This window comes from Bacillus sp. FAU20 (genome assembly GCF_056033865.1).
This window is the reverse complement of the sequence record NZ_JBVYHY010000024.1, coordinates 156490-182500: the sequence shown is the minus strand read 5'-3', so window position 1 is coordinate 182500 and position 26011 is coordinate 156490. Positions and strand designations below refer to the sequence as shown.

Sequence of the window (26011 nt, the reverse complement as noted above, 5' to 3'; positions counted from 1 at the left end):
AAACGTTTTATTTATATACGATATCATACAAGGAGGAATATATATGGACTATACCGATTTATTAATCAAACTAGGTCTTTCGGCTATTTTAGGGTTCGCCATCGGTTTAGAGCGCGAATTAAAACGTAAACCACTTGGTTTAAAAACGTGTTTAGTTATTTCTATTATCAGTTGCCTCCTGACGATTGTTTCTATTAAAGCAGCTTACAATTTACCACATACCGATCATATGAATATGGATCCACTTCGACTTGCCGCCCAAATTGTATCAGGAATCGGTTTTTTAGGTGCCGGTGTTATTTTAAGAAGAGGAAACGATAGTATTGCAGGACTAACGACTGCTGCTATGATCTGGGGCGCATCTGGTATTGGTATTGCTGTTGGAGCTGGATTCTATATCGAAGCAATTTTCGGGATGTGTTTCCTTATGATTAGTGTTGAACTTATACCGTTAACAATGAAATTCGTAGGACCTAGATCATTTCGTCAACGTGATATCGTAGTAAAACTTGTTGTGCGAAATATGGACAATATCCCAGTTGTAATTGAAGAAATAAAAGAAATGGATATAAAAGTGAAGAATATGAAGCTTAAAACGTTAGAAAATGGTTCTCATTATTTACATCTTAAATTATGTATCGATCAAAAAAGACATACTGCCGATGTTTACTATGCTCTCCAGCATCTTGAAAGTGTTCAACAAACTGAAGTGGAAAGTATGTAACGTAAAACAAACTCTCTTTATAAATTAGAGAGTTTTTCTTTTTTCTATAATGGCAACAATGAATGTAGTCCTGCAAAATAAGGAGGAATTGGCAATTGAAATCCCGTCCAAAATTAGTAGATACATTTCGTGATTCCATTATTTTTCGTTTAATTTGTTTTATTATTATACTTACTGCTTTTTCCGGCTTTCTTATACATAGATTAGAACCATCTCACTTTACCACATGGTTTGATGGAATTTGGTGGTCAATCGTTACAATTTTCACTGTTGGCTATGGTGACTTTGCCCCGCATACACTAATCGGCAAACTTATCGGTATGGGTATTATTTTATTTGGAACTGGTTTTTGTTCTTATTATATGGTGCTATTCGCCACTGATATGATTAATAAACAATATATGAAAGTTAAAGGAGAAGAAGCCGCGACTTCTAACAGTCATATGATTATTGTCGGCTGGAACGAACGGGCAAAACATGTTGTAAAACAAATGCACATCTTACAACCTAACCTGGATATCGTTTTAATTGATGAAACACTTTCTTTACTGCCAAAACCATTTCATCATTTAGAATTTATAAAAGGATGCCCCCATCACGATCAAACATTATTAAAAGCTAATATTACAACCGCTCACACTATATTAATAACTGCTGATAAAGAAAAAAACGAAGGCTTAGCTGATACACAGTCCATTTTAAATATTTTAACCGCAAAAGGGCTCAACCCAAACATTCACTGCATCGCTGAACTTCTTACTTCTGAACAAATACAAAATGCAACGAGAGCTGGCGCATCAGAAATTATAGAAGGAAATAAATTAACGAGCTATGTATTTACCGCTTCTCTTTTATTCCCTTCCATTTCAGGTGTACTATTTTCACTTTACAATGAAATCTCTGATAATAAATTACAACTGATGGAACTTCCATCTTCCTGCACCGGACAAACGTTTGCAAATTGTAGCTATACTCTTTTAAAGCAAAACATTCTCTTACTAGGTATAAAGCGCGACGAACAATATATGATTAATCCAGTTCATTCCTTTGTTCTCATTCAAAGCGACATACTCATTGTTATTCACCATTAGTAAAATGTTTTTCTAGTTCTTGCATGAGTACTTTCCCAATATCGATATACTTTCTTTTTACATCTCCATCTGGATCTTTCGGCTCAGCAAATTGATCCATTCCACTCGTTCCGGCTGTTAAAGTATTAACATGATCATCTAGTTCGTCTTGATATACGTGCGAAAGAATATACGGCGTTCCAAGACGAACTACTACACCAGGTACATCTAGTTCTCCATCAACCGCTGTAAATGGTACTCGTAAAAATTGATAGCCATCTTCTTCATCAATTTTATAATCAAAGCATCCTTTCTCATAATCCCAATTGCCGCCAATGCTATAACCAAGTGGCTTCATTATTTCTTCTAACTTATATAACGCATATGTACGTCCCTCTAAATTTGATTGAATCGGAATCAAGCCCATCCCTCCTAGACTTTTTCTTTAGCATACCCACTCTAGTTTGAATATACTAATGGACTTTTCGATGAAATAATAAAAAGCGGCCGGATTACGGCCGCTTTTTATTATTTTAAACGCTCTTCTAATTCTGCTTTTAATTCTTCAAATCCTGGTTTACCAAGTAAAGCAAACATGTTTTTCTTGTATGCTTCTACTCCAGGTTGGTCAAATGGATTTACGCCTAATAAGTAGCCGCTCATCGCACATGCTTTTTCGAAGAAGTATACAAGGTAACCAAATGTGTACTCATTTAATTCAGGAATATTGACGATTAAGTTTGGTACTCCCCCGTCGCTATGTGCAAGTAATGTACCTTCGTATGCTTTTGTGTTTACGAAGTCTACAGTTTCACCAGCAAGGTAGTTTAATCCGTCTAAATCGTTTTCTTCGGATTCGATTGTTAGTTCATGTGTAGATTTACCTACTTTAAGAACTGTTTCAAATAAGTCACGACGACCTTCTTGAACGTATTGACCTAATGAGTGTAAGTCAGTTGAGAAGTTTGCTGAAGATGGGAAAATACCTTTTTGATCTTTCCCTTCACTTTCACCAAATAACTGTTTCCACCACTCAGCGAAGTATTGAAGTGCTGGCTCATAGTTAACAAGCATTTCAATTGTTTTTCCTTTATTGTATAAAGCATTACGAACGACTGCGTATTGGTAAGCTGGGTTTTCTTCTAGTTCTGATGTTCCGAAGTCATCATGACCAGCAGCTGCACCTTTCATCATCTCTTCAATATTTAAGCCACTTACTGCGATTGGTAATAAACCAACTGGCGTTAATACAGAGAAACGACCTCCAACATCATCCGGAATAACAAATGTTTCGTAACCTTCGTTATCAGCTAATGTTTTTAATGCACCACGTGCTTTATCTGTAGTTGCATAAATACGTTTGCGAGCTTCTTCTTTTCCATACTTTTCTTCTAATAACTTACGGAAAATACGGAATGCTAGTGCTGGCTCTGTTGTTGTACCTGATTTGGAAATAACGTTAATAGAGAAGTCTTTACCTTCTAATACGTCCATTAAATCTTTCATGTAAGTGGAGCTAATGTTTTGTCCAACAAATAGCACTTGTGGAGTTTTACGTTGTTCTTTAGAAAGCGTGTTGTAGAAAGAATGGTTTAACATTTCGATTGCTGCGCGTGCTCCTAAGTAAGAACCACCAATACCTACAACAAGTAAAATGTCAGAGTCATTTTTAATTTTTTCTGCGCATTTTTGAATGCGAGCGAATTCTTCTTTGTCATATTGAAGCGGAAGATCTACCCACCCAAGGAAATCGTTCCCAGCTCCAGTTTTTTCGTGGATTGCGTGATGTGTTACTTTCACTGCATCACGTAAATAAGTGATTTCATGTTCACCGATGAAGGATAACGCTTTAGAATAGTCGAACGTTACATGTGTACTCATCTTTTTCCCTCCAATTATGGATATGTATTTCTGTATTCACTTTAGCGAAACTGAAGTTGTAAATCAAGCGATTCAAACATTGTAAACGTAACCAATATATATTTTTTAGAAAAAGTTCATTTTTTGCATAAAAATTCGTATTTTTCGGTATAGATGTATATACATCGTCTTTCGAACATTTTTTATGTATAAAAACAACATAACTACCCCATTCTATAAAAGAGTTAATTAACTCATCGCTTGCTCATGCTTCACAATTAAAAGGGGGGCTTTTTCATGAGTACTCTGCAACGTATCGCATTAGTCTTTACTGTAATTGGCGCTGTGAACTGGGGACTAATCGGGTTTTTCCAGTTTGACTTAGTAGCAGCCATTTTCGGTGGACAAAATTCAGCTCTTGCACGTATTATTTACGGCATCGTTGGTATATCTGGGCTTATCAACCTTGGTTTACTGTTTAAACCATCTGAAAATCTTGGTACGCACCCAGAAACAAACGAAATTCGATAATCAGTATGTCCTTTCACCTCCGACATACGAATATGATTGCATGCAATCATATTTGCAAATATATATCATAAGATAAAGTAAAAGAGGAACGCTCATATGCGTTCCTCTTTTACTTTGTTAACTCGGACTCTTCAATCCATTCTGCCAACTTTTCTCGCAGCGTATTAAATCCGTTTTCAGATGGGTTCGGTATAAGAATCCTTCCTTGCTTTCTTTTCGCCGCTTTTAACGATAAACTCATTTTTCTGTGCTCTTCATCAATTGAAAGTACCTTTACTTCTACTGTATCGCCGACTTTTAAAAAGTCATGAATATCCTTTACATATCCATTTGTAATTTCAGATATATGCACAAGTCCTTGTGTTTCTGCATCTAACGCTACAAACGCACCGTAATCTTGAATTCCAGTCACTTTCCCTGTTACAACCACTCCTGTTGTATATTGTTCTGACATATGAAACACTCCCATACGTTTACCATTCTCTCTACAATTATAGAGAGCAAAGCAGATATATTTATTTTAAATATCCGATTGGTTAGTACGCATTCTAGATAACGTTATCTAGAATGCGTATACCTTATATTAGTAAATTATACCACTATGACAGAAGTCATTCAAAATTCATGAAAAATTTACCTTAAAGAAGTATAATTCTCCAATATTGGGATAGACTACTAACACATGGCTTTCTAGTATTCCCCCCCCTTTTATGGACAAAACGTATTACGTTTTGTCCTTTTTTTATTTTCCACAAACCGTTCCATTCTCTTCATTGCTTCCATAAGTTGTTCAAGCGACGTCGCATAAGAACAACGAATAAAACCTTCACCACTTTCGCCAAATACGCTACCAGGGACAACGGCCACTTTTTCTTCCAGCAATAACTGTTCTGCAAATTCCGCTGAAGATAATCCTGTTGAAGATATAGAAGGGAAAACATAAAATGCTCCGCCTGGCACATGACACGTTAAGCCCATTTCATTGAAAGATGTCGTCATGAAGTTACGACGCTTCTTATAACTATCTCTCATTCGAATTACTTCATCGTTCCCTGCGCGTAACGCCTCAAGTGCTGCAAACTGAGACATCGTCGGTGCACACATCATTGAATACTGATGGATTTTGAGCATTAATTCTGAAAATTGAACAGGAGCTGCAATCATACCGAGGCGCCATCCTGTCATCGCAAATCCTTTTGAAAATCCTGAAATTAAAATCGTATGCTCACGCATATTTTTAATACTCGCGAAACTCGTATATACTTCGTCGTATACAAGCTCTGCATAAATTTCATCAGATAATACAATTAGATTGTACTTCTCAACAATCACTGCTATTTCTTCAAGCTCGGATTTATTTAGCATTGCACCTGTCGGGTTATTTGGTGAACAAAGTAAAATTGCCTTTGTTTTCGCTGTAATAGCTGCTTCAATTTGTTCTGGTTGTACTTTAAACTCGTTTTCTAACGTAGTCGTCACAGGAACCGGAACTCCTCCAGCTAATGTCACAAGTGGTGCATAAGAAACGAAGCTTGGTTCAATAATGAGCACTTCATCATCAGGATTTATAATGGCGCGCATCGCTACATCTAACGCCTGGCTCGCTCCAACTGTAACAATGATTTCATCACTTGGATCATAAGATACTGCAAATTGTTTTTTTAGATACTTTGCTATTTCTTGACGGAGCTCCAATAATCCTGCATTTGCTGTATATGACGTATACCCTTGTTCCAAAGAACGAATACATGCTTGCCTTACATTCCAAGGTGTAACAAAATCCGGCTCTCCTACCCCGAGGGAAATAACACCTTTCATATTTGCTGCTAAATCAAAAAATTTTCGAATACCAGATGGTTTTAAAGATTCTGCTGATCTAGATAGTTCAAATTGCTTCATGGTGTCACCACAATTCGCTTATCATCATCGTCTTTTTCATAAATAACGCCCTCATGTTTATACTTCTTCAAAATGAAATGAGTAGTTGTAGAAACGACAGATTCAATTGTTGCTAATTTCTCAGAAACAAACATCGCTACTTCCCCCATCGTTTTCCCTTCTAATGTAATAGAAAGATCATATGTTCCTGACATTAAATAAACGGATTTCACTTCTGAATAACGATAAATTTGTTCAGCAACCGCATCAAACCCAACGCCGTGCTTTGGCGTAACTTTCACATCGATCATTGCCGTTAAACCTGTATGCTCTTTCACTTTCGTCCAATCAATATGTGTTACATAATCCACAATAATCTTTTCATTTTCTAATCTTGCAACCATCTTCTTTACTTCTTCTACTTCTATATTTAACAGCTTCGCTAATGTATCTACAGATAATCGACTACTCTTTTCAAGACAAGCTAATAATTCTAATTCTTTTTCTGTCACCATATAAATCATCCTTCCTTTTCGTTTGTGTCTAAATTATACAAATACCCTTTCCAGTTTGAAAAGAAGATTTTTCTATTGAATTATGTCAAAATAAAGTGAAACTTTAATCAGCGGAATGCTTTACCCCGCTGATTATTAGCCCACACCAATCGGGCTTTTACGGACAGTTGCTATCCCGCCTAACCTCTTTGCTTGAGCTTCTTTTTGAGGCGAGAGGCTTACTGTCCGTTAAAGCGGGGTAAAGTGAAACTTTAATCAGCGGAAAAATGTGGGATAAAGCGAAAGGGGATGGAACCGTGAAACCAAAAGTTTATATTGCTGAACCAGTTCCAACATTTGTAGAAAACTATTTATCAAAACACTGTGATTATGAAAAATGGGATCAAAATGAGAAAGTACCTCGTGATATTCTATTAGAGAAAATACAAGATAAAGATGGGTTATTAAATTTCGGATCTGCTATTAATGAAGAATTACTGACAGTAGCTCCTAACTTAAAAGTAGTGAGCAACATTTCTGTCGGTTACGATAATTTTGATTTACAAGCGATGAAAAACCGAAATGTTATCGGAACGAATACACCATACGTATTAGATGATACAGTAGCTGATCTCGTTTTCGCCCTTATGCTATCAGCTGGGCGCCGCGTTTGCGAACTCAATTCTTACGTGAAAAATGGTGAATGGAACGCTGAAATCGGAAAAGAACACTTTGGACTAGATGTACACCATAGCACAATTGGTATTATCGGTATGGGCCGAATTGGAGAAGCCGTTGCAAAACGAGCAAAATTCGGATTTGATATGAATGTTCTTTACTATAACCGCCGTCGTAAAGAAGAAGCTGAACAAAAATTCGATGCTACATATTGTGATTTACAGACGCTACTGAAGCAGTCTGACTTTATTGTTCTTCTTACTCCATTAACAGATGAAACATATCACCTTATCGGAGAAAAGGAATTTTCATTAATGAAAGACACAGCAATCTTCATTAATGCTTCTCGCGGCAAAACAGTAGATGAAGAAGCGTTAATCCATGCTTTAACAGAAAAGAAAATCTTTGCAGCAGGTATCGATACATTTACACAAGAGCCGATTCAAAAAGATAATCCACTCTTATCATTACAAAATGTTGTGACTTTACCACACATCGGATCTGCAACATTAAAAACTCGTCAGCAAATGGCTATGACCGCCGCTGAAAATTTAGTTGCAGGATTACAAGGAAAAACACCGCCTAATATTGTGCGCGGGTAATACGGAATAAGTGAAAGGCAAGATGACATCGTCATCTTGCCTTTTTTTGTTAACATATTTTCTTCTTCCTTGGAGATGATATGAACAAAAATCAATGGAGTGACAAAAAATGAATCATGAATATACTTGTCCTTATTTCACTTTTTCCACTCGCGGCACTACTGTTCATTACGAATTGTATGAACATGATAATAAAACAGAACGTCCTACTTTCGTACTAGTTCACGGCTTTTTATCTTCCTCATTCAGTTACCGCCGCCTCATTCCTTTACTATCGAAGGAAGGAACAGTCATTGCTCTTGATTTACCACCGTTCGGAAAAAGTGATAAGTCTCATCTGTTTAAGTATTCTTATCATAATTTAGCAACGATTATTATTGATTTAATTGAACATTTATCTCTCTCAAACATTGTATTAGTTGGACATTCTATGGGTGGGCAAATTTCTCTCTATGTAAACCGTATACGTCCTGAACTCATTTCAAAGACGATTTTACTATGCAGCTCTAGCTATTTAGCACGTGCAACCTTACCTTTACTATACTCTTCTTATTTACCGTTCTTTCATTTATACGTAAAGAACTGGATTATTAGGCGCGGCATCGTTCATAACTTAATGAATGTCGTTCATGATCACTCATTAATTGACGATGAAATGAAAAAAGGTTACTCCGCTCCTTTTTATGACGACCGTATATTTCCCGCTTTAACTCGCATGATACGAGACCGTGAAGGTGACTTATCTTCAACTGAATTACAAAAAATCGAAACACCTATCTTGCTCATTTGGGGTGAAAAAGACCGCGTCGTCCCTGTACATGTAGGTCATCGTCTACACAAAGATTTACCGAATTCAAAATTTATTTCTTACGAAAATACAGGACATTTACTACCTGAAGAAAAGCCTAAACATGTTTATGAAGAAATTATCGCTTTTTCCGCGCAATAAAGTGAAAATTTAATTAGTCCGACCTAACTTCTTTGCTTCCGCTGAATTTTGAGGTGGGGTCTTACTACCAAGCAAATAGCGGGATAATATAAAAAAGGCTGTCGGAAATTCCGACAGCCTATAATGAACAACTTCCGCCTTCTTTTATTACAAGTAATTCCACAGCTAACTTCTCACATTTTTCAAGCGCAGGTACTTCCTCAAAAGACATAAAGTATATATGTTGAATCTTCTTTGCGATGTATTTTGGATCATCAAACACACTTGCGACGTTCACAACATCGCTCGCTTCTGTTTCATAAAACTCCGGTCCCATTTGAAACGGATCCCAATTCTTCACAACCTCTATCATCTTTTCATATGTACCCATTCGCTTCCCGCCTTTTCACTTTTTAATACTTTTCTTTATCCTATCACATCAGCTATTCTATAAGAAGAGAGAGAACTTTCGTAACTTATTGGTTTTACAGAAGAAGGGGGCAAACTTATGCAACTATTTCATAAAGCAATCAATCGACGTGGAACGCATAGTATAAAATGGGATACATATAAAAACGAAGAACTTATCCATGCTTGGATTGCTGATATGGATTTTGAAGTACCAAAACCAATTCAAACTGCCTTAAAACAACGGATCGAACATCCGATTTTTGGCTATACACTTCCCCCTGAAAATATTGGGGATATTATTTGTAACTGGACAAAACAACAATACGACTGGGACATTCAAAAAGAATGGATCGTCTTTAGTGCAGGGATCGTTCCAGCTCTTAGTACGAGCATACAGGCTTTTACAAAAGAAAACGAATCCGTTCTCGTACAACCACCTATTTATCCTCCATTTTTCGAAATGGTCACAACAAATAATAGGCAGTTATGTGTGAGTCCATTACAGAAACAAAATGATACATATGTGATAGACTTCGAGCATTTAGAAAAGCAGTTTCAGCAAGGCGTCAAACTCATGCTTCTTTGTAGCCCTCATAACCCAATCGGACGCGTTTGGACGAAAGAGGAACTTGTGCAGCTCGGATCGTTATGTACTAAATATAACGTAATCGTTGTCGCGGATGAAATTCATTCCGATATCATTTATGCAGACCATACACATACACCGTTCGCTTCCTTATCTGAAGAATTAGCAGCGCGCACTATCACTTGTATGGCTCCAAGTAAAACATTTAATATCGCTGGATTACAAGCGTCGATTATTATCATTCCAAACGAAAAACTCCGTCACGCCTTTACAGCTATCCAGTATAGACAAGGCTTCCACGGGTTAAATATCTTCGCTTATACAGCGATGCGAAGTGCCTATACAGAATGTAATGATTGGCTAAACGAAATTCGATTATATATAGAAGATAATGCTCAATTTGCTTGTGAATATATTAAAACTCACATATCTGCTCTTTCCGTAACGAAGCCTGAAGGTAGCTTTTTATTATGGATTGATTGTTCTCGTCTAAAGCTTTCTCAAAACGAGCGTACCGCACTACTTGAGGAAAAAGGAAAAATCATTGTTGAACCTGGTGAGAAATACGGGTTAGGTGGCGAAGAACATATTCGAATTAACATCGGCTGTCCACGATCTGTTTTAGAAGAAATTTTGAACAGACTGCGTCATACGTTTTCATAATAAGAAAGGAGGCTATCTCCAATTATTTTGGACAACCTCCTTTATCAATATCTTTTCAATTACATTTCACAAAGAAAGCTACCATTCACGGTAGCTTTTATTTTTTCTTCATATCCGATGCTTTTTTTACAATTACGCCACAAGCAATTCGATCCCCTGATTTACCTGTCGGCTGTGTCATACCATCATCAGGATTTTCTGTAATAATAATAGACGCTCCATCTTTTCTATGAATCGTCGTTTTTCCTTCTTCAATTGTAATGTGGGGTGCATCGATTTCCGCTTTAATCTTTCCAGAACCGTCTGCAACTACGTTCGGTAAATCACCGTTTTCTGCACCCTTCGGATTAAGAAGACCATGTTTTTTATCATCGGGATTAAAATGATTCCCAGATGATTCAAAACGAGGTGCCTTACACTCTCCGATTTCATGTACATGTAGTCCGTGTGGTCCTGGCGTGAAACCTTCCCCTTTAATCGTAATTTTCACTCCACTTGTTTGTTGAACTACTTTCGCAGTCCCTACTTCATCTCCTGAAGCATTATGTAATTTCACTTCAATTTCTTTCGGCTTTCCTTGGTCACAACCTGCCATCAGAAATAATAAACAACAACTGAAAAAAAGCCGTTTCTTCATTCTATTCCCTCCAAAATATATTCTGCCCTTAGATTGTCCGAGCATAGAGGGAAACATACAAAAATGCGTTACTGTTTCTTTTCAGCTAATAGTTTTTCTTCAACTTTCTGTAATCGCTCTGCTTCTCTTTTTGATACACGAATAAACATGCGCCATGTGGCAATAGCACCGATAATAAATAGAACGCAAACAATCCCTGGAATAATATATTCTGTTTTATCTTCCGGAAAATATAAAGGCATCATATAGAACACTCCTTATTATAGGATTTATAAAACATCAGAATTTTCTGTTATATCATTTTAAATTATAGTGGAACCTATCCATATTCTCAAGAGGCGTTCTGAAAACGAATGATTTCTTTGACTCCTTCCCGTACTTTCCTTACTATAAACTTGAGGTGAAAAATATGAGAGAAACATTTGAAATTGGCGAAATCGTTACTGGTATTTATAAAACAGGAAAATACATAGGCGAAATTACAAATAGCCGTCCTGGTAGTTATGTCGTAAAAGTATTAGCTGTTTTAAAACATCCGGTGCAAGGTGACTTACATAACGTAAAACAAGCTGACGTGCCATTTTTCCACGAAAGACGCGCTTTAGCTTATCGTGAGCAAACGAACATTCCAGAGCAAATGGTAAAGAAATATGAAGGAGAAATTCCGGATTATACCGAGTCACTAAAATTAGCATTGGAAACTCAAATGAATTCATTTTCTGAAGATGATTCACCTTTTGCGGTTCGTAGTCTAGAAACATTAGAACAGTTAAAAAAGGACTACAAACTTTAAAAAAAACAAAACGACCAAATTACATACTGTGCAATTTGGTCGTTACTGTGTGCTCACTTTCTTTAACACTTTTGAAAAATCAACGAGTTCCCCTAACGTTGGAGGTGCTGGTTTTACTAAATACTCTTTATCTTTTTCTACTAGTTTAAAAATATTGTACGTCGTCATCGCATCGTCAAGCGCACAATGATGCTTCCCTGTCCCTACTTTTCCATACGCCTCAATTGCTTTCCATAATCCTGTTTGATTTCTTTCTCCAAAAAACTTCTTATACTCAAGCGATAAATCACGACACTGCCCGAAGAATGGAAAAGCTATCCCTGCCATTTCACAATTATGCTTCAGCACTTTCATATCCATATTTCCCCACGTTACAATTGTCGGTTTACATTTCGTTTCGTATTCTGCAAGCTTCTTAACGAGTTCAGGAAATGAAATCCCTTTATCCACGACTTCTTGTTTTATTCCTAAAAACTTCTTGCATCGATCCGTTAAAGAGGGAAATGTTTTCGGTCTGACATGTGATGAATACGTATCTTCTACCTTACAGCCAGCAACTGAAACGAGTCCTACCTCAATAATCTCCGGAAAAAATCCTTTCGGTTTCTTTCTATGCTGGGGCATCGTAAACTCAAAGTCTAAAAATAAAAATCGTTGTTCATCCATACGATCCCTTCCTTATCATTTTTGTCATTCCTTTCTATTTGACACTCCTACACGAACAAGCTCGAATGCTAATTCCATTTTAAATATTCAGATTGGATGTATCTTATATATATGTCAAATGCCCACAAATATTTTAAAAAATAAGAAAAAATGACCTATGCAGAAAATATGACAAAATCCCCCCTTTCATTTACATCCGCCATTTTCCTACTTTATAATGACGTTATGTGTGTTTCTTCTAGAACATTTTTGACACACTAAGAAAAAGTGAATGAAAGGAGATGAGATTTTTGCACGAAACAACGCAAGAACTCGCTAACTGGCAGTATTATTTTGCTATCGCAGTCTTTTTAATTACATATGCCATTATTATTTCTGAAAAAATTAATCGTGCTGTCATCGCACTTCTTGGTGCAGCACTCATGGTAATTGTGGGAGTCGTCGATTTACACAACGCCTTTACGAAACATATTGAATGGGGAACGATTACGTTACTTATCGGTATGATGATTTTGGTGAACATTACGAGTAAATCAGGTGTTTTCCAATACGTTGCTATTAAAGCAGCAAAAGGAGCTCAAGGAAATCCAATTAAAATTTTAATTTCACTTTCCTTACTTACCGCGCTTGGCTCCGCATTTTTAGATAACGTTACAACTGTACTTCTTGTTGTTCCAGTTACTTTATCTATTACGCGCATACTGCAAGTAAATCCTGTTCCTTATTTACTTTCTGAAATTATTTTTTCAAACATTGGAGGAACAGCAACATTAATTGGTGATCCACCTAACATTATGATTGGTTCTGCCAATAAGCATTTAGACTTCAATGCTTTCCTATTGAATCTAGCACCAATCGTAATTATTATTATTGCAGTTACAGCGATAATACTTTACTTTATGTATCGCAAACAATTAATTGCCGATCCTGTACAAGTTAAAAAATTAATGAGCCTAGATGAAAAACAATACATTAAAGATCCAGTATTAATGAAAAAATCTTTAACAGTACTTGGACTTACAATTGTAGGTTTCATGACTCATTCGATTTTCCACGTTGATGCAGCTATCATCGCTTTAACTGGTGCTACTGTACTTATGTTAATTGGTGTGAAAGAGCACGAAATTGAGGAAGTATTTGCAAGCGTAGAGTGGGTAACAATCTTCTTCTTCGCAGGGCTATTCGTACTTGTTGGAGGACTTATCGATATCGGTCTTATCAAAATGTTAGCTCAAAAAGTAATCGGTATAACAGGCGGAGATATTTCTTACGCATCCATCCTTATTTTATGGGTATCTGGTATCGCCTCTGCAACAATTGATAACATCCCATTCGTTGCAACAATGATTCCACTTATTAACGATATGGCAGTTGGGCTAGGCTTATCACCATCTGACGCACAAATCGATGTATTATGGTGGGCATTAGCACTAGGTGCTTGTCTGGGCGGAAACGGAACGTTAATCGGAGCTTCTGCTAACGTAATCGTTGCAGGTATCGCGAGCCGCGAAGGACATAAATTTAGTTACATGGACTTCCTAAAAGTCGGTTTCCCAATTATGATCGTTTCATTAATCATTTCTCACATTTATATTTATTTACGCTACCTTATGTAGTAGAAAAAGCGCTCTGATAATCAGGGCGCTTTTTTACTTATATATAAAATATATCGACTTATCAACAAAAACGAAAAATCTATTCTTTATATCTCACCGGTTCATTTCGAATAATAAATAAATGAATCGGTAAGAATACCGAAAATGTGATTACATGAATAATCGTAAATAATATAGAGTTCGTTCCGTATCTGTCTAAAATAGCGTAGATAAGGTAAATGGACAATACAATCGATACAGCTGTTGCTAGTAAACTTATAATTGGTACGAAATTAAAAATAAAACATGCAACGTATATGCCGAATACTTTCCACCCTGCTTCTTCTTTCAAAAAATCTGGTAATTTATCTTTCGCTAAGTCACCCCACGTCTTACTATTCAAAAACGGAATAAACGCAAGCACCCCGTCCGTTGCACCATCATTTTTCGCCATCGAATAAAGTGCAAAAGCCGTTAACAAATATGAAATAATTGCCCAAATCAATATAACAAGAATAAACGCAAAACTAAGAGCAAAGAAACCTGCTAATACGCCTTGATCCTCCATCTTATCCTCTCCTCTCTACTTTCAACATATTTCATTACATTGCAAGTTATGTTTTAAAATTTATCCAAACTCTTTGTATAATAAGAAAAGAAAGAGAATAAGAGAGGAGCAACACCTATGCATCCATTTGTAAAAGCATTACAAGAGCATTTTACAGCTCATCAAAATCCTGAAAAAGCAGAACCTATGGCTCGTTATATGAAAAATCACTTCCCCTTTCTAGGTATTCAAACACCGGAAAGACGTCAATTATTAAAAGACATCATTCAAATACATACTCTCCCAGATCCAAAAGACTTCCAAATTATCATACGTGAGCTTTGGGACTTAACAGAACGTGAATTCCAAGCGGCCGCACTTGATATTATGCAAAAATATAAAAAGCATATAAACGAAACTCATATCCCCTTCTTAGAAGAACTGATTGTCACAAAATCTTGGTGGGACTCTGTCGATAGCATCGTCCCTACATTTTTAGGCGATATCTTTTTAAAACATCCAGAATTAATTTCTGCCTATATTCCAAAATGGATTGCATCAGATAACATATGGTTACAACGTGCCACTATTTTATTCCAACTAAAATATAAACAAAAGATGGATGAAGAACTTCTTTTCTGGATTATTGGACAACTACATTCTTCAAAAGAATTTTTCATTCAAAAAGCGATTGGCTGGGTCCTTCGTGAATATGCAAAAACAAATCCGGATGTAGTTTGGGAATACGTGCAAAACAATGAGCTCGCTCCATTAAGTAAGCGTGAAGCAATTAAGCATATTAAGCAAAATTACGGAATAAATAATGAAAAAATAGGCGAGACTCTATCATAGATAGACGTGTTCCTCTATTGAGATTTAAAAAAGAACGTGTTAGAATATGTTCATTATTATTAATATAAGTAGCGATGACGGACTTATAAGTACTTGCATAAAAAGCGATTCAGGGATAGTGAAAGCCTGAAGCCGCAAGGAAACGGCAGTCCTGAGCAATACATGATAAAGTGGATGCACCTTTTGTGTATCAACTAGGGTGGAACCGCGGGCAAACGCTCGTCCCTAGGCAAATAAGCCTTGGGATGAGCGTTTTTTTTATGTTCTTTTTAGCATATACTGCTCGTTTCCAAAGTATCAGAGTATGTCATCGCCAATACGTTAACTTTCAAAAGGAGGATTTTCTTATGTATTCAATGGAACAAGTTGTAAACTTAGCGAAACATCGCGGTTTTGTTTTCCCTGGTTCTGAAATTTACGGTGGTCTTGCAAACACTTGGGATTACGGTCCACTTGGAATCGAATTAAAAAATAACGTTAAAAAAGCTTGGTGGAAAAAATTCATTCAAGAATCTCCACACAACGTTGGTTTAGACGCAGCTATTTTAATGAACCCTAAAACTTGGATCGCTTCTGGTCACGTTGGTAACTTCAACGATCCAATGATCGACTGTAAAAAATGTAAAGCTCGTCACCGTGCTGACAAATTAATTGAAGATGCTTTAGATGCAAAAGGCATCGAAATGGTTGTTGACGGTCTTACTTTCGACCAAATGGCTGACTTAATGAAAGAACATGAAGTAAAATGCCCTGATTGCGGTAGTGAAGAATTCACTGAAATCCGTCAGTTCAACTTAATGTTCAAAACATTCCAAGGTGTTACAGAGTCTAGCACAAACGAAATCTTCCTTCGTCCTGAAACAGCACAAGGTATTTTCGTAAACTTCAAAAACGTTCAACGCTCTATGCGTAAAAAGCTTCCATTTGGTATCGGCCAAATCGGTAAGAGTTTCCGTAACGAAATCACACCTGGTAACTTCACATTCCGTACACGTGAATTCGAACAAATGGAACTTGAATTCTTCTGTAAACCTGGTGAAGATTTAGAGTGGTTCGCATTCTGGCGTGAAACTTGTAAAAATTGGTTACTTTCACTTGGTATGACTGAAGAGAGCATGCGTCTTCGTGACCACGGTGAAGAAGAGTTATCTCACTACAGTAATGCAACAACTGACATTGAATTCAAATTCCCATTCGGTTGGGGCGAACTTTGGGGCGTTGCATCTCGTACAGACTTCGACTTAAAACGTCACATGGAACACTCAAACGAAGACTTTAATTATATCGATCCACAAACGAATGAGCGTTACGTACCATACTGCATCGAGCCATCTTTAGGTGCAGACCGCGTAACATTAGCATTCTTATGTGATGCATATGAAGAAGAGCAATTAGAAAACGATTCTCGTACAGTTCTTCGTTTCCACCCTGCTTTAGCACCATACAAAGCAGCTATCTTACCATTATCTAAAAAGCTATCTGAAGGTGCTACTGAAGTATTCGCAGAATTAGCTAGAGACTTCATGGTAGACTTTGATGAAACTGGTTCTATCGGTAAACGTTACCGTCGTCAAGACGAAATCGGTACACCATTCTGTATCACATACGACTTCGACTCAGTTGAAGACAAAGCTGTTACAGTACGTGACCGTGACACAATGGAACAAGTTCGTATGCCAATTAGTGAACTAAAAGGTTTCTTAGAGAAGAAAATCCAGTTCTAATTATAAGAAAAAGAGGCTGCTCATAAGAGCGCCTCTTTTTTAATTTTCACGTTTTTCTTTAATTGCTACTGTACATCTTGATATACATAATAAATCATCATTTTCATCAATAATGCGAACATCCCAAACCATTGTCGATTGTCCTCTATGTATCGGTGTTCCGATCGCTGTTACAATTCCATCTTTCTTTGAACGAATGTGGTTTGCATTAATTTCTAATCCGAAACAAATACATTTTTCTTGATCAATTAAATTGTATGAACCAACACTTGCCACTGTTTCCGCTAATGCAACCGATGCACCGCCATGTAAAAATCCAAACGGCTGATGCGTACGCTCATCAACAGGCATCGTAGCAACCACCTTATCTTCTGTCATCTCTAACAACTCAATTCCAAGTGAATCCATTAAAGTTTTTGCCATATCGCTTCCCCCTTCTCTTACTTTAATTAAATGTATAATTTTACCTATTTATTTTCAAACTACTTATAAAACTTATATAAGGAGGCTTCACCTAAATGAAACAGAAATTTTGTATATTACTGCTTATGTTCTCCTTGCTGACTATTGTACCAAATTGTGCAATAACAGCCAAAGCATCTAACCTGACAATCGATGTTAAGACTGTAACGCAAAAAGGTAAGAAACCTTATATAGAATATCAAATAAATAGACCTTCTTTTCACAACTTTTCTGACTCTAAATTTCAAAACAAACTCAATTTATACTACAAAAAATCCACCGACAAATTTAAAAACAAATTAGAAAAAGAAGCAAAAAAATATTATAAAGAGACAGAAGGATCTAGTACACCATTTCATCCGTACGTAGCAAATGTTGATTATAAAGTCTCTTTAAACAAACCACCTTTCCTTAGCCTATATGTGAATTACTATCAATATACTGGCGGAGCACACGGTCTTTATACGTGGAAGGCAAATACATTTGATTTAAACGAAAAAAAGGTACTGCACTTAGACGATTTGTTTCAACAAAAGGATAATTATAAAGATGTAATCCTTGCAGAGATTGTACGACAAATTAAACAAAATGAAAGCATTTATTTTCCTGATGCAACTGAAAAGGTAATGAGTATGAAAAAGTTTCACTTCTTTTTAGAGCCAGACAATCTCGTCATTTATTTCCCTTTATATGAGATTGCTCCCTATTCAAGTGGAATTCCGCAATTTCGTATTCCATATACGTTGCTAAGAGACTATTTAAAGCCTTCTTATCAAAATATTTTGATTGACAACAAGTAAATATTTTCGCTACGATAATGTTAACCTAAAAACAACAGGAGGTTAACATTATGAGGAGATTTCATGTTTTAGATTTAGCATTAGCTGCCATGTTCGTTGCTCTTATGGCCATCGGTGCAAATATTGTATCTTGGGCACCATTCCTTCAAGTAGCAGGCATCCCATTATCTATGCAACCATTTTTCGCAATTTTAGCAGGTCTTCTTCTTGGAAGTAGACTTGGTGCCTTATCCATGACTGTATATATGCTCGTTGGCGTAGCCGGCGCACCAATCTTCGCTAACTTCAAGGCTGGATTTGGAGCACTTTTAGATCCTACTGGTGGTTTTATTATCGCATTTATTATCGTTGCTTATGTGTCGGGAAAACTAGTAGAACAAAAAGAAAGACCAACATTCATTACATTTGCAATTGCCTCTTTCACAGGAATTATTTTAACTTATATAATCGGTACTACTTACATGTACGGGGCAGTCAATCTCTTTATGGACGGTAATATGAGCTATAAAGCTGCTTGGATGATTATGATGTGGTTTGCAGTAAAAGATATTGCATTTACAATTATCGGTGCTATTATCGCACCTCGCATATACTATGCTGTGCGTCGTTCTGCTTATCAGCATTCTCATTCAACGATTTCATAATAAAAAAAACGAGTTATTTCAGTATACTGAAATAACTCATTTTTTTATTATGAATCTTGATTCGCTTGTTCTTCTAAAATTTTCTTCATCATTGCAACCATGTCATCACGTAATTCTGGGTGTTGCAGGGCCATTTCGATTGTCGTTTGAACGAATCCTAGCTTTTCACCTACATCGTAGCGCTTTCCTTCGAAATCGTAAGCAAATACACGTTGGATTTCATTTAAGCTTTGGATTGCATCTGTTAACTGAATTTCACCACCAGCACCGACATGTTGCTGTTCTAAGAACATAAAGATTTCAGGCGTTAAAATGTAACGACCCATAATTGCTAAGTTTGAAGGAGCTGTACCTTGTGCTGGTTTCTCAACGAAATTGCGGACTTGGTAACGACGACCTTCTTGTTCTAATGGATCGATAATTCCATAGCGATGTGTTTCCGACTCTGGAACAGTTTGTACACCAATAACAGAAGAAAGTGTTTTTTCATACTCATCCATTAATTGACGTAAACACGGTTTCTCAGCTTGGACAATATCATCACCTAGTAACACTGCAAACGGCTCATCACCAATGAATTTACGCGCACACCAAACAGCATGTCCTAGTCCCTTCGGCTCTTTTTGACGGATATAATGAATATCTACCATTTTTGAAGAAGCTTGTACTTTTTCAAGCAACTCATATTTTTTCTTCTCTAATAAGTTTTGTTCTAGTTCAAATGCGTTATCAAAATGATCTTCGATAGAACGCTTTGTTTTACCAGTAACAATAATAATATCTTCGATACCCGATTTCACTGCTTCTTCTACAATGTACTGGATCGTCGGTTTATCTACTATCGGTAACATTTCTTTTGGCATTGCTTTCGTTGCTGGTAAAAAACGTGTTCCTAATCCAGCTGCTGGGATTATCGCTTTTCTTACTTTTTTCATCACAAAATACCCTCTCTCCTGTCGGAATCAATAGCAATCATTTCCTACATAAAACAAAAGGGAGATTTCGCTCCCTTTTGTTCCTTACTACTTAAAATTACTTTGTATTATAAACGATTCATAATGTCTTCTTTAATAGTAAGTAACTTTTGTTCACTATTTTGTAAAGAACTATCTTTCACACCAAAGTAAAACTTAATCTTCGGCTCAGTTCCAGATGGACGTAGGCAGAACCATGAACCATCCTCTAATTGATATTTTAACACATTTGATTTCGGTAAGTGAATCTCTTCTTTATGTCCATCTTGTAAAGATGTAACGATGCTTGCTTTATAGTCTTCCACTGCTACGACTGTTAAGCCCGCTACTTCTTTCGGAGGATTCTCACGGAACGTTGCCATCATCTCTTGGATTTTTTCCGCTCCATCTTTTCCTTTTAACGTTAACGATACAAGGTCTTCACGGAAGAAGCCGTACTTCTCAAATACTTCTAATAGACCGTCATATAACGTTTTCCCTTGTGATTTGTAGTATGCAGCTACTTCACATGCAAATAGGACAGATTGTACTGCATCTTTATCACGGCAGAATGGGCGGATTAAATAACCATAGCTTTCCTCATAACCGAATTGGAATTCATATTGTCCGCTTTCTTCATACTGTCTAATTTTCTCACCGATAAATTTAAATCCAGTTAACGTATCAATTGTATCTAAACCGTATGCTTTTGCAATTGTACGACCAATTTCAGACGTTACGATTGTTTTTAATACGACACCGTTCTCTGGAAGCGTTCCGTTTTCTTTCTTTTGAGATAGTAAGTAATCAAGCATTAATGCACCTGTTTGGTTTCCTGTTAATACTTGGAACTCACCATTATGATTACGCACTGCTACACCAAGGCGATCTGCGTCAGGATCAGTTGCGATTAATACATCTGCGCCTACCTTTTCACCGTCACGAATTGCATACTCAAACGCTGCGTGCTCTTCTGGGTTCGGTGATTTTACTGTAGAGAAGTTTGGATCTGGTAACTCTTGCTCTTTTACAACTGTTACATCTGTAAATCCAACTTCTTTTAAACCACGGCGTACAGAAATATTTGATGTTCCGTGTAATGGTGTAAAGACGATTTTCAAGTCTTTACCAACCTTTTGCACCATTTCTTTATTAATGATGACATTGTTCAATTCTGCAGCATATGCATCATCTACTTCTTGTCCAATAATATGTAATAAACCGTCAGCTTTTAATTGCTCTACATCAGCAACTTCAACTGTTAATTCATCTTCTACTGCATTTACGTAGCTAATTAACTCATCTGCCTCTTTTGGAGGTAACTGTCCACCATCTTCACCGTATACTTTGTATCCGTTATATTCAGGCGGATTATGGCTTGCCGTAAGAACGATTCCACTTACTGTATGTAAATGACGAACTGCGAAAGAAAGTACTGGCGTTGGACGTAAGCTTTCAAACACATATGTTGTAATGCCGTGTGCACCAAGTGTAGCAGCAACTTCCATTGCGAACTCAGGTGATTTATGACGAGAATCATAGGCTACAACAACACCGCGTTTTTTCGCTTCCTCACCTAACTTTTCGATAAAGCTTGCTAATCCTTTTGTTGCTTTACGAACTGTATATACGTTTAAACGGTTCGTACCAGCACCAAGTTCACCACGCATACCACCTGTGCCGAACTCTAGATTTTTATAAAAGCTATCCTCGATTTTCTTCTCATCTTGCTTCATATTTTCTAGCTGTTCTTTTAATTCTGCATCTAATTGTGCGTAAGAAAGCCAGCGACTAAATTCTTGTTTCCAATTCATTCTTCTCTCTCCTCTCGCTCGTCATACCTTTATTATATGAAAAAAACATGCTGTATCTCAATATTTTATAAAATCTAGCAGGATTTTACTAGGAATATTTGTATACACTATTGTTAAATACTCCACTAAAGGGAATGAGGATTATGCACGAATGGGGCTTGTCAGAAGAACTCAAAATACAAACAAAGCAAATGATTGAAATTGCTGAAAGAGAACTATCGATTATGAGGAACGCAATCGATAAAGAAGACGAATGTATTTTATGCAAAATGGAAGATATTCATCATATGTTGGCAAATGTACAAACATTGGCAGCTACATACTATATTCAGGCATATTTATCACCTTATACGGAAAGTTCATCTTTTATTACGACAGCTATCCAACATTTAAGCGCTAGAAAACATGGTGCTCTTATCGTTGTAGAACGAAACGAGACGCTTGAAGCTTTCATTCAAACTGGAACGACATTAAACGCTCATTTAACTGCACCATTACTCGAATCAATATTTTATCCAGGTAACCCTCTTCATGACGGTGCCGTTCTCGTAAAAAATAATCATATTGTCTCAGCTGCTAATATTCTTCCTTTAACGAAAAGTACAGAAGTTGATCCTGAACTAGGAACACGTCACAGAGCTGCAATTGGCTTATCAGAAAAGAGTGATGCACTTATATTAGTTGTCTCTGAAGAAACGGGCCGTACTTCTTTTGCTTTAAATGGGATTTTGTATACGATTTCTTTATAAACATTTTTTAGCATTTTTTTGAACAGCGCGGTAGTAAATGAATTTATATCGAATTACCAACAAATACACCTACCATATCAATAAAAAAGGCTGTCTCCAAAATTTGAGACAGCTTTTTCTTCAAAAAATTATTCTTCTCCGAAACGCTCCACGAGTGTTGCAAGTGTACGTACCATTGCACCAGTTGCTCCAGCTGGTCCTAAGTCGTGCGCGCCTTTTGTTTCTGATGTTCCAGCAATATCTAAGTGTACCCACGGTGTATCTTCAGCGAATTCGCCTAAGAATGTACCTGCCATAACCGCATGTCCTTCACGACCTGGTGAGTTATTTAAATCAGCAAACTTACTGTTTCGAACGCGTTCTTTATCACGATCAAAAATCGGTAGTTGCCAAATTGGCTCATCTGTTTCCATAGAAGCCTCTAGTACTTGCTCAAACAACTCTTCATTATTTGTCATTGCGCCTGTCGTATGGTTTCCAAGTGCAACAATTACACCGCCTGTTAATGTTGCAACATCAACAAGGTAGTTTGCACCAAGTTTTTTGGCATACGTAATACCATCAGCTAAAGCTAGACGACCTTCTGCATCCGTATTTAATACTTCAATTGTTTTTCCGCTCATTGATGTAATTACATCGTCTGGCTTAAATGCCGTACCACTTACAACGTTATCAGTTGAAGGAATAACAGCGATCACATTTTGTTCTGGGCGAAGTTCACCGATAATTTCCATCGCACCTAATACAGCAGCTGCACCGCCCATATCACCTTTCATACCGACCATGCCTTCACGTGGTTTTAAAGAATAACCACCTGTATCGTATGTAATACCTTTTCCAACGAACCCAATGACATCTTTCCACTCTTCTTTTCCCTTATAAATAAGAGCGATCATTTTTGGTGGCTCTACACTACCTTGGTTTACTGCAAGCAACGCACCCATACCAAGATCTTCCATCTCTTCTTTCTCAAGAACTTTATAGTCCATATCATACTTCTCCGCTAACTCAACAGCATACTCAGCAAGCTTTGTCGCTGTTAATACGTTTGGCGGCATATTTACAAGTGTACGAGCTGAATTTGTTGCACGTCCATGTACGTAGCCAACTGTTAATGCTGCTTCAATTTCTTGTACATCTTCCGCTGTAATAGCCGTAAACTTCTCTAATTCCACACGATCCTTTTTATCTGATTTATACGTTTCTAATTCATATGTACCAAGACCTTGTACTTCTGCTGCAATATGAGCGACATCAATCGCGTCTAATTTCTCTGTTACGAAAGAATCCAGTAAGATTGCTGCATCTTGTACTTTTGCTGCTTGCAGTGTTTTAAATGCCTTACCAAGAGCTACACGTAACGTTTCCGTCGTATAAGATTCTTTCTTACCTAAACCAACGAAATAATAACGTTTCACATTTGTTTTTCCTAAACTATGTACTTTTGAAATAGCTTTCTTCTTAGTAGAAAGTTCTTTCTCTTCTAATAAAACTTGTAATTGTCCTTCAAACGCTTTGTCCAGTTCTTGTACAAAACTACTTGTTTTCTCTTCTTCAAATAAGGCAACAATTACCGCTTCATGGCTTGCTAATTCTTTTTGTACTTGAAACATGTTCAGACCCCCTAAATTTCTCTATCACCATTATAACTTTATTTTCGATAAAATGCGACAATTCTAACTACAGTTATATGACGTGTAAAATCTCCTCTATTATGAAATAAGCCAAGAAAAAAAGTCTAGCGTAATTACGACTAGACTATCTTTGTTTTAAATATTGACCACGAAACACTTGCATCGTTTCGTCTTGATTTAACATCGTTAACTCTTCTTCTGTAAACTTACCATTTCCTACTTTTACTACGTACACATTGACTTTTTTCTTACCCCATTGGCTATACACATCTTTCACCGTATCATAATATAGATCAAGACGGTTTCCTTTTATTGCACCGCCCTTATCAGCTACTACACCATATCCATAACCTGGTACGAATAGAATCGTTCCAATCGGAAATACGCGTAAGTCCGCAGCAATTGTGGAATATAAATCCCTTTTCACTTTGACACCTGAATATGTAATACCATACTCTGGATGCCCTGGCCTCTTACCGGTTGACTCAATCCCCGATGTATAACCTGTTGCAGTCATTTCAATTGAACGATATTTAGACCAGTCGTTTGCCTGCTCTAAAGCATTTATCACTTCTTTACTCGGAGCAACATTTCTCTTAACTTCTGCTGCATGTACTTCTTTTGCACTCATTCCTTCATATGTCTTTACAATCTCTAATAAAGAAACTCCTGTGAAAGCCTTCCATGTTACGCATAATGCAATTGCAAGTAAACAAGTCATCATAATGCGAATACAATATCGTTTTAACATTTTTATATTCCACACTCCTTCATCGTTAATCATTCCCTATAAGATGAAGGAATATGCAAAAAAATAATCTCCAACTTAATTGGAGATTAAAACATTTGATATCCGCTTTTCCGAAGTTTCTTGATTACGACTCCTGCTAAAGCAGCCCCTACTAATCCAGTAGATAGAATAAACACATCTGCTTGTCCTAAATGCGATACACTTGTCCCAAATGAAGAAAATGTTTCTTTCGGTTTTGAAAAATAATCCCACATACTCGCTTTATTAATAATAAGCATACAAACAATCGGATACACAATAACCATTACCCAAGTAGCTCGCAAAATCATGTTGAGTAAAAATCCAATTCCAAAGAACAAAATAAAAAATAACATCATTGAAATAAGTAATACCGGTATACTCACTCTTTCTCCCTCTCCTTCGCATGCGCCGTAAATACGTGATAGGCTGTATAACCAAATGGTTCTCCTGGATTTAATGTTTTGTCCACTTCAAGATGTAGTTCTGATCTTCCTTCTAACAAATATTTAATAAGCACAGACGTATTCGGATCACCCGCAATCTTATCCGGATGTAAGAACGCCACTTCAGACAATTCTTTCTCCTGTATAATAATATTTTCTCCTTCAGGCTCCAAAAGGAAAATAATCATATTATCACTAATCTCATTACGAATAACACCCGATCGAACACCAATGATCCCCTTCACATGAGCGACAATGCCTGTCTCTTCTAACACTTCGCGTTTCACAGCTTCATCAACCGTCTCACCTTCATTTACAAAACCAGCCGGTAAAGACCATTTCCCTTTTAATCCACTGTATTTCTTCTTAACAAATAGCCACCTACCATCTTTTGTAGCTACTAGGCCACTAACAGCTAGCCATACCTTCCCTCGTTTCTCCATGATGTAATAACCTCCTCTATTAGAACGGACAGAATATTCTTTCTTTTTTATATATTAT

At 36.9% G+C, this 26011-nt stretch carries 30 protein-coding genes; 13 read left to right on the top strand and 17 right to left on the bottom strand.

What is annotated here, in order from left to right:
* Positions 1 to 43 precede the first annotated feature (43 nt).
* Entirely contained in the window at positions 44 to 724 is a 681-nt protein-coding gene (locus AC0OM3_RS21290; protein WP_000386685.1) for an MgtC/SapB family protein, read from the top strand.
* A 95-nt stretch (positions 725 to 819) separates the two neighbouring features.
* Complete coding sequence (locus AC0OM3_RS21285; RefSeq protein WP_474212967.1) at positions 820 to 1815, top strand: potassium channel family protein; 996 nt, start codon at positions 820 to 822, stop codon at positions 1813 to 1815.
* On the opposite strand, the gene AC0OM3_RS21280 is transcribed toward AC0OM3_RS21285, so the two are convergent.
* The gene (locus AC0OM3_RS21280; protein WP_000612342.1) at positions 1802 to 2215 is read right to left on the bottom strand and encodes a YugN-like family protein; all 414 of its coding nucleotides are present in this window, start codon (positions 2213 to 2215) and stop codon (positions 1802 to 1804) included. The genes AC0OM3_RS21285 and AC0OM3_RS21280 overlap by 14 nt on opposite strands.
* A gap of 107 nt (positions 2216 to 2322) precedes the next feature.
* The gene (locus tag AC0OM3_RS21275) at positions 2323 to 3675 is read right to left on the bottom strand and encodes a glucose-6-phosphate isomerase (RefSeq protein ID WP_000103654.1); all 1353 of its coding nucleotides are present in this window, start codon (positions 3673 to 3675) and stop codon (positions 2323 to 2325) included.
* 276 nt (positions 3676 to 3951) lie between these two features.
* On the opposite strand from AC0OM3_RS21275, the gene AC0OM3_RS21270 reads away from it, so the two are divergent.
* Complete coding sequence (locus AC0OM3_RS21270) at positions 3952 to 4185, top strand: DUF378 domain-containing protein (RefSeq protein ID WP_000105788.1); 234 nt, start codon at positions 3952 to 3954, stop codon at positions 4183 to 4185.
* Between the two features lie 109 nt (positions 4186 to 4294).
* On the opposite strand, the gene yugI is transcribed toward AC0OM3_RS21270, so the two are convergent.
* The 3 genes from yugI to AC0OM3_RS21255 form a co-directional block, all read right to left on the bottom strand.
* The gene (gene yugI / locus AC0OM3_RS21265; RefSeq protein ID WP_000003764.1) at positions 4295 to 4639 is read right to left on the bottom strand and encodes a S1 domain-containing post-transcriptional regulator GSP13; all 345 of its coding nucleotides are present in this window, start codon (positions 4637 to 4639) and stop codon (positions 4295 to 4297) included.
* Between the two features lie 254 nt (positions 4640 to 4893).
* Complete coding sequence (locus tag AC0OM3_RS21260) at positions 4894 to 6084, bottom strand: aminotransferase (RefSeq protein ID WP_000808532.1); 1191 nt, start codon at positions 6082 to 6084, stop codon at positions 4894 to 4896.
* Positions 6081 to 6578 (bottom strand): Lrp/AsnC family transcriptional regulator, encoded by a 498-nt coding sequence (locus AC0OM3_RS21255; RefSeq protein ID WP_000255696.1) that lies wholly within the window; start codon positions 6576 to 6578, stop codon positions 6081 to 6083. Before AC0OM3_RS21255 ends, AC0OM3_RS21260 begins: the two co-directional genes overlap by 4 nt.
* Before the next feature lie 266 nt (positions 6579 to 6844).
* Between AC0OM3_RS21255 and AC0OM3_RS21250 the strand changes: the two genes are divergently transcribed.
* Positions 6845 to 7837 carry a 2-hydroxyacid dehydrogenase gene (locus tag AC0OM3_RS21250; protein WP_003303178.1) on the top strand — a complete coding sequence of 331 codons (993 nt, stop codon included), beginning with the start codon at positions 6845 to 6847 and terminating at the stop codon, positions 7835 to 7837.
* 109 nt (positions 7838 to 7946) lie between these two features.
* Complete coding sequence (locus AC0OM3_RS21245; RefSeq protein WP_001015217.1) at positions 7947 to 8786, top strand: alpha/beta fold hydrolase; 840 nt, start codon at positions 7947 to 7949, stop codon at positions 8784 to 8786.
* A gap of 118 nt (positions 8787 to 8904) precedes the next feature.
* Here the strand turns inward: AC0OM3_RS21245 and AC0OM3_RS21240 are convergent, their stop codons facing one another.
* Entirely contained in the window at positions 8905 to 9156 is a 252-nt protein-coding gene (locus AC0OM3_RS21240; RefSeq protein ID WP_000537632.1) for a YugE family protein, read from the bottom strand.
* A 117-nt stretch (positions 9157 to 9273) separates the two neighbouring features.
* Here AC0OM3_RS21240 and AC0OM3_RS21235 point away from each other — a divergent pair, with 117 nt between their 5' ends.
* Positions 9274 to 10425: a MalY/PatB family protein gene (locus tag AC0OM3_RS21235; RefSeq protein WP_001175810.1), complete on the top strand. Its 1152-nt coding sequence runs from the start codon at positions 9274 to 9276 to the stop codon at positions 10423 to 10425.
* A gap of 97 nt (positions 10426 to 10522) precedes the next feature.
* Here AC0OM3_RS21235 and sodC read toward each other — a convergent pair whose 3' ends face one another.
* A complete protein-coding gene (gene sodC / locus AC0OM3_RS21230; RefSeq protein ID WP_061884705.1) occupies positions 10523 to 11062 on the bottom strand; it encodes a superoxide dismutase [Cu-Zn] in 540 nt (179 codons plus the stop codon).
* 68 nt (positions 11063 to 11130) lie between these two features.
* On the bottom strand, positions 11131 to 11307 hold the full coding sequence (locus tag AC0OM3_RS21225; RefSeq protein WP_000982757.1) for a hypothetical protein: 177 nt from the start codon (positions 11305 to 11307) through the stop codon (positions 11131 to 11133).
* 164 nt (positions 11308 to 11471) lie between these two features.
* Between AC0OM3_RS21225 and kapB the strand changes: the two genes are divergently transcribed.
* The gene (gene kapB / locus AC0OM3_RS21220; protein WP_001209329.1) at positions 11472 to 11855 is read left to right on the top strand and encodes a kinase-associated lipoprotein KapB; all 384 of its coding nucleotides are present in this window, start codon (positions 11472 to 11474) and stop codon (positions 11853 to 11855) included.
* A gap of 42 nt (positions 11856 to 11897) precedes the next feature.
* On the opposite strand, the gene kapD is transcribed toward kapB, so the two are convergent.
* Positions 11898 to 12521, bottom strand: a complete 624-nt coding sequence (kapD, locus tag AC0OM3_RS21215) for a 3'-5' exonuclease KapD (RefSeq protein WP_000344356.1) — start codon at positions 12519 to 12521, stop codon at positions 11898 to 11900.
* 290 nt (positions 12522 to 12811) lie between these two features.
* Between kapD and AC0OM3_RS21210 the strand changes: the two genes are divergently transcribed.
* Positions 12812 to 14137 (top strand): ArsB/NhaD family transporter, encoded by a 1326-nt coding sequence (locus AC0OM3_RS21210; RefSeq protein ID WP_000545232.1) that lies wholly within the window; start codon positions 12812 to 12814, stop codon positions 14135 to 14137.
* Positions 14138 to 14216: 79 nt separating this feature from the next.
* On the opposite strand, the gene AC0OM3_RS21205 is transcribed toward AC0OM3_RS21210, so the two are convergent.
* Positions 14217 to 14684 (bottom strand): hypothetical protein, encoded by a 468-nt coding sequence (locus tag AC0OM3_RS21205; protein ID WP_000390061.1) that lies wholly within the window; start codon positions 14682 to 14684, stop codon positions 14217 to 14219.
* 117 nt (positions 14685 to 14801) lie between these two features.
* Between AC0OM3_RS21205 and AC0OM3_RS21200 the strand changes: the two genes are divergently transcribed.
* Complete coding sequence (locus AC0OM3_RS21200; protein WP_000553307.1) at positions 14802 to 15515, top strand: DNA alkylation repair protein; 714 nt, start codon at positions 14802 to 14804, stop codon at positions 15513 to 15515.
* A gap of 347 nt (positions 15516 to 15862) precedes the next feature.
* Positions 15863 to 17239, top strand: a complete 1377-nt coding sequence (locus AC0OM3_RS21195) for a glycine--tRNA ligase (RefSeq protein WP_474212961.1) — start codon at positions 15863 to 15865, stop codon at positions 17237 to 17239.
* Between the two features lie 39 nt (positions 17240 to 17278).
* On the opposite strand, the gene AC0OM3_RS21190 is transcribed toward AC0OM3_RS21195, so the two are convergent.
* On the bottom strand, positions 17279 to 17662 hold the full coding sequence (locus AC0OM3_RS21190) for a hotdog fold thioesterase (protein ID WP_001140613.1): 384 nt from the start codon (positions 17660 to 17662) through the stop codon (positions 17279 to 17281).
* A gap of 95 nt (positions 17663 to 17757) precedes the next feature.
* Here AC0OM3_RS21190 and AC0OM3_RS21185 point away from each other — a divergent pair, with 95 nt between their 5' ends.
* Positions 17758 to 18501, top strand: a complete 744-nt coding sequence (locus AC0OM3_RS21185) for a DUF3298 and DUF4163 domain-containing protein (protein ID WP_474212959.1) — start codon at positions 17758 to 17760, stop codon at positions 18499 to 18501.
* 50 nt (positions 18502 to 18551) lie between these two features.
* Positions 18552 to 19145 (top strand): biotin transporter BioY, encoded by a 594-nt coding sequence (locus tag AC0OM3_RS21180; protein ID WP_001252162.1) that lies wholly within the window; start codon positions 18552 to 18554, stop codon positions 19143 to 19145.
* A gap of 47 nt (positions 19146 to 19192) precedes the next feature.
* On the opposite strand, the gene galU is transcribed toward AC0OM3_RS21180, so the two are convergent.
* Together galU and AC0OM3_RS21170 are read right to left on the bottom strand one after the other, a co-directional pair.
* Positions 19193 to 20080 carry a UTP--glucose-1-phosphate uridylyltransferase GalU gene (gene galU, locus AC0OM3_RS21175; protein WP_002181028.1) on the bottom strand — a complete coding sequence of 296 codons (888 nt, stop codon included), beginning with the start codon at positions 20078 to 20080 and terminating at the stop codon, positions 19193 to 19195.
* 107 nt (positions 20081 to 20187) lie between these two features.
* Positions 20188 to 21912: a phospho-sugar mutase gene (locus AC0OM3_RS21170; protein WP_001104205.1), complete on the bottom strand. Its 1725-nt coding sequence runs from the start codon at positions 21910 to 21912 to the stop codon at positions 20188 to 20190.
* 143 nt (positions 21913 to 22055) lie between these two features.
* On the opposite strand from AC0OM3_RS21170, the gene cdaS reads away from it, so the two are divergent.
* Positions 22056 to 22661: a sporulation-specific diadenylate cyclase CdaS gene (gene cdaS / locus AC0OM3_RS21165; RefSeq protein WP_000545255.1), complete on the top strand. Its 606-nt coding sequence runs from the start codon at positions 22056 to 22058 to the stop codon at positions 22659 to 22661.
* A 128-nt stretch (positions 22662 to 22789) separates the two neighbouring features.
* Here the strand turns inward: cdaS and pepA are convergent, their stop codons facing one another.
* From pepA to AC0OM3_RS21145, 4 genes are all read right to left on the bottom strand, one after another.
* Positions 22790 to 24274 (bottom strand): cytosol aminopeptidase, encoded by a 1485-nt coding sequence (gene pepA, locus AC0OM3_RS21160; protein WP_000487979.1) that lies wholly within the window; start codon positions 24272 to 24274, stop codon positions 22790 to 22792.
* Between the two features lie 145 nt (positions 24275 to 24419).
* Positions 24420 to 25046, bottom strand: coding sequence for a 3D domain-containing protein (locus AC0OM3_RS21155; protein ID WP_000920095.1), 627 nt, complete (start codon positions 25044 to 25046; stop codon positions 24420 to 24422).
* An 86-nt stretch (positions 25047 to 25132) separates the two neighbouring features.
* A complete protein-coding gene (locus AC0OM3_RS21150) occupies positions 25133 to 25450 on the bottom strand; it encodes a YuiB family protein (protein ID WP_000027016.1) in 318 nt (105 codons plus the stop codon).
* A complete protein-coding gene (locus AC0OM3_RS21145; RefSeq protein ID WP_000415314.1) occupies positions 25447 to 25953 on the bottom strand; it encodes an NUDIX hydrolase in 507 nt (168 codons plus the stop codon). Before AC0OM3_RS21145 ends, AC0OM3_RS21150 begins: the two co-directional genes overlap by 4 nt.
* Between the last annotated feature and the right edge of the window lie 58 nt (positions 25954 to 26011).